The organism is Mycobacteriales bacterium (genome assembly GCA_035504215.1).
GTDB lineage: Bacteria > Actinomycetota > Actinomycetes > JAFAQI01 > JAFAQI01 > DATAUK01.
Map to the genome: position 1 here is coordinate 1 of DATJSI010000116.1, position 2495 is coordinate 2495.

3 protein-coding genes are annotated in these 2495 nt (G+C 70.9%); all 3 read right to left on the reverse strand.

Annotated elements, in window-relative coordinates; translation table 11 throughout:
* Positions 1–564, reverse strand: a 564-nt coding sequence (locus VME70_13995) for a fumarylacetoacetate hydrolase family protein (protein ID HTW21311.1), incomplete at its 3' end; no start/stop codon positions are given.
* A 121-nt stretch (positions 565–685) separates the two neighbouring features.
* Complete coding sequence (locus VME70_14000) at positions 686–931, reverse strand: DUF2630 family protein (protein HTW21312.1); 246 nt, start codon at positions 929–931, stop codon at positions 686–688.
* A gap of 102 nt (positions 932–1033) precedes the next feature.
* The coding region (gene cimA, locus VME70_14005; GenBank protein ID HTW21313.1) for a citramalate synthase at positions 1034–2495 on the reverse strand (1462 nt) is incomplete at its 5' end.

A 2495-nucleotide genomic window follows, 5' to 3' on the forward strand; every position in this document is an offset into this window, starting at 1 on the left:
CCCGAGGTCGGCCGGGTCGGCCGCGGTCTCCATCCACGGGCCGAGCGGGCAGAACGTGTCGAAGCCCTTCGCCCGGGTCCACTGCCCGTCGCGGGCCTGCAGGTCGCGCGCGGTCACGTCGTTGGCGCAGGTGTAGCCGAACACGACCTCGGCCGCCCGCTCCCGGGGGACGTCACGGCAGAGCCGCCCGATGATGACCGCCAGCTCGCCTTCGTGGTCGACCTGGTCGGTCAGCTTGACCGGGTAGGCGATCCGGTCGCCGTGTCCGGTGACCGACGTCGACGGCTTGAGGAACAGCACCGGCTCGGCGGGCGGCTCGGCCGATCCCATCTCGCGCGCGTGCGCCGCGTAGTTCTTGCCCACCGCGACGACCTTCGACGGCAGCACCGGGGCGAGCAGCCGCACCTCGGCCAGCGGGTAGCGGTTGCCGGTGAGCCGGACGCCCGCCGGGTCGATGCCGAACGGGTGGCCGTACAGCTCCTCGACCGTTTGCGGTCCCCCGGACTCGCCCTCAACGACACCGTAGGCAACACCGTCGCCCTTGGCGAACCTTGCGATACGCACAATTACTCCTCACTCGCCGCCGGGCGCTGGAGTCCCCTGTCTGCTCCCTCGTCGCTCAGTCGCTTCGCTCCCTCGCTCCTCAGTCCGCTGACAGGGGCGCGCCCTTTGGCTCGCGAGGGGCTTACTGCTGGTACCCCTCCACCTCGGCTGCCGGGCGCACCGCGGCGCCGTCCGGGCTCTCGCCGAACTCCTGCTTCGCCCGACGCTGGCGGAGCAGGTCCCAGCACTGATCAAGCGCCTCTTCAGCAGAACGAAGACGCGCCTTCTCCTGTTCCGAGCTCAGCGTGCCGTCGGCGAGCTGAGCGCGAAGCTCGTGCTCGGTCTGGATCAGCCCGCTGATCCGCGTCATGATCTCCTTCTCATCCATGTGCCTAAGGTATGCCCGTCGGTGACCGGTCCGCGATCGGGGTATCGAAAGATTCATGTCGAACGGTCCGTTGCTCCGCCTCACCGGCCGGTCTTGATCCGCTTAGTCGGGTGTGCGCCCGGCCCGCAGCAGCCCGTAGCTGACCGCTTCTTCCAGCGCGTGCCAGGACGCGGAGATCACGTTCTCGTCGACCCCGACGGTGGACCAGGCGTCGCCGCTGCCGTCGCCCGACTCGATCAGCACCCGGGTGATCGCGCCGGTGCCGGCCGAGCCTTCCAGGATGCGCACCTTGTAGTCGGTCAGCTCGAGGGTGGCGAGCTCGGGGAAGGTCTGCTCGAGGGCCGACCGCAGCGCCCGGTCGAGCGCGTTGACCGGGCCGTTGCCCTCGCCGACGGCGATGACCCGCTCGCCCTTGGCGACCAGCCGGACCGTCGCCTCGCTGGTGACGGTGGCGTCCTCGCGCTGCTCGACGATCACCCGCCACGACTCGACGGTGAAGTGCCGCCTGCGCTCGCCCGCGAGCTCGTCGCGCAGCAGCAGCTCGAAGCTGGCGTCGGCCGCCTCGAACGAGTAGCCGCGCGCCTCGAGCTCCTTGACCTTGTCGGTGACCCGGCCGATGACCGCCTTGTTCTCGGACAGGTCGAAGCCGAGCTCGCGCCCCTTGAGCTCGACCGAGGCCCGGCCGGCCATGTCGGAGACCAGCATGCGCATGTCGTTGCCGACCACGGCCGGGTCGATGTGCTGGTACAGCATCGGGTCGACCCGGATGGCGGAGGCGTGCAGCCCGGCCTTGTGCGCGAACGCGGAGAAGCCGACGTAGGGCTGGTGGGTGTCGGGGGTGACGTTCGTGACCTCGCTGATCGCGTGGGCGATGCGCGCCATCTCGCGGATCCCGTCGCCGTCGAGGACGTGCTTGCCCTTCTTGAGCTGGAGGCCGGCCACCACGCTGAACAGGTTCGCGTTGCCGGACCGCTCGCCGTAGCCGTTGGCGGTGCCCTGCACGTGGCTGACGCCGGCCTCGACCGCGACCAGCGTGTTGGCGACGCCGCAGCCGGTGTCGTCGTGGCAGTGGATGCCGAGCCTGGCCTGGGTCTGGCTGGCGACGGCGTGCACGACGTCGCCGAGCTCGGTCGGCATCATGCCGCCGTTGGTGTCGCACAGCGCGACCACGCTGGCGCCCGCCTCGACGGCGGCCCGGACGCACTCGATCGCGTAGGCCGGGTTGGCCCGGTAGCCGTCGAAGAAGTGCTCGGCGTCGACGAAGACCCGCTGGCCCTCCTGGGTCAGGTGGCTGACGGTGTCGGCGATCATCGCCAGGTTCTCATCGAGCGTGGTGCGCAGCGCGAGCTCGACGTGCCGGTCGTGGCTCTTGGCGACGAGCGTGACGACGGGGGCGCGGGACTCGCGGAGCGCGGCCACCTGCGGGTCGTCGGCCGCCCTGACGCCGGCCTTGCGGGTCGAGCCGAACGCGGCCAGCGTCGCGTGGCGCAGGTCGAGCTCGGTCTGCGCGCGGCGGAAGAACTCGGTGTCCTTGGGGATCGCGCCCGGCCAGCCGCCCTCGATG

Coding starts and splice junctions, on each gene's coding strand:
- VME70_14000 (HTW21312.1), bottom strand. CDS start 931: ATGGATGAGAAGGAGATCATGACGCGGATCAGCGGGCTGATCCAGACC.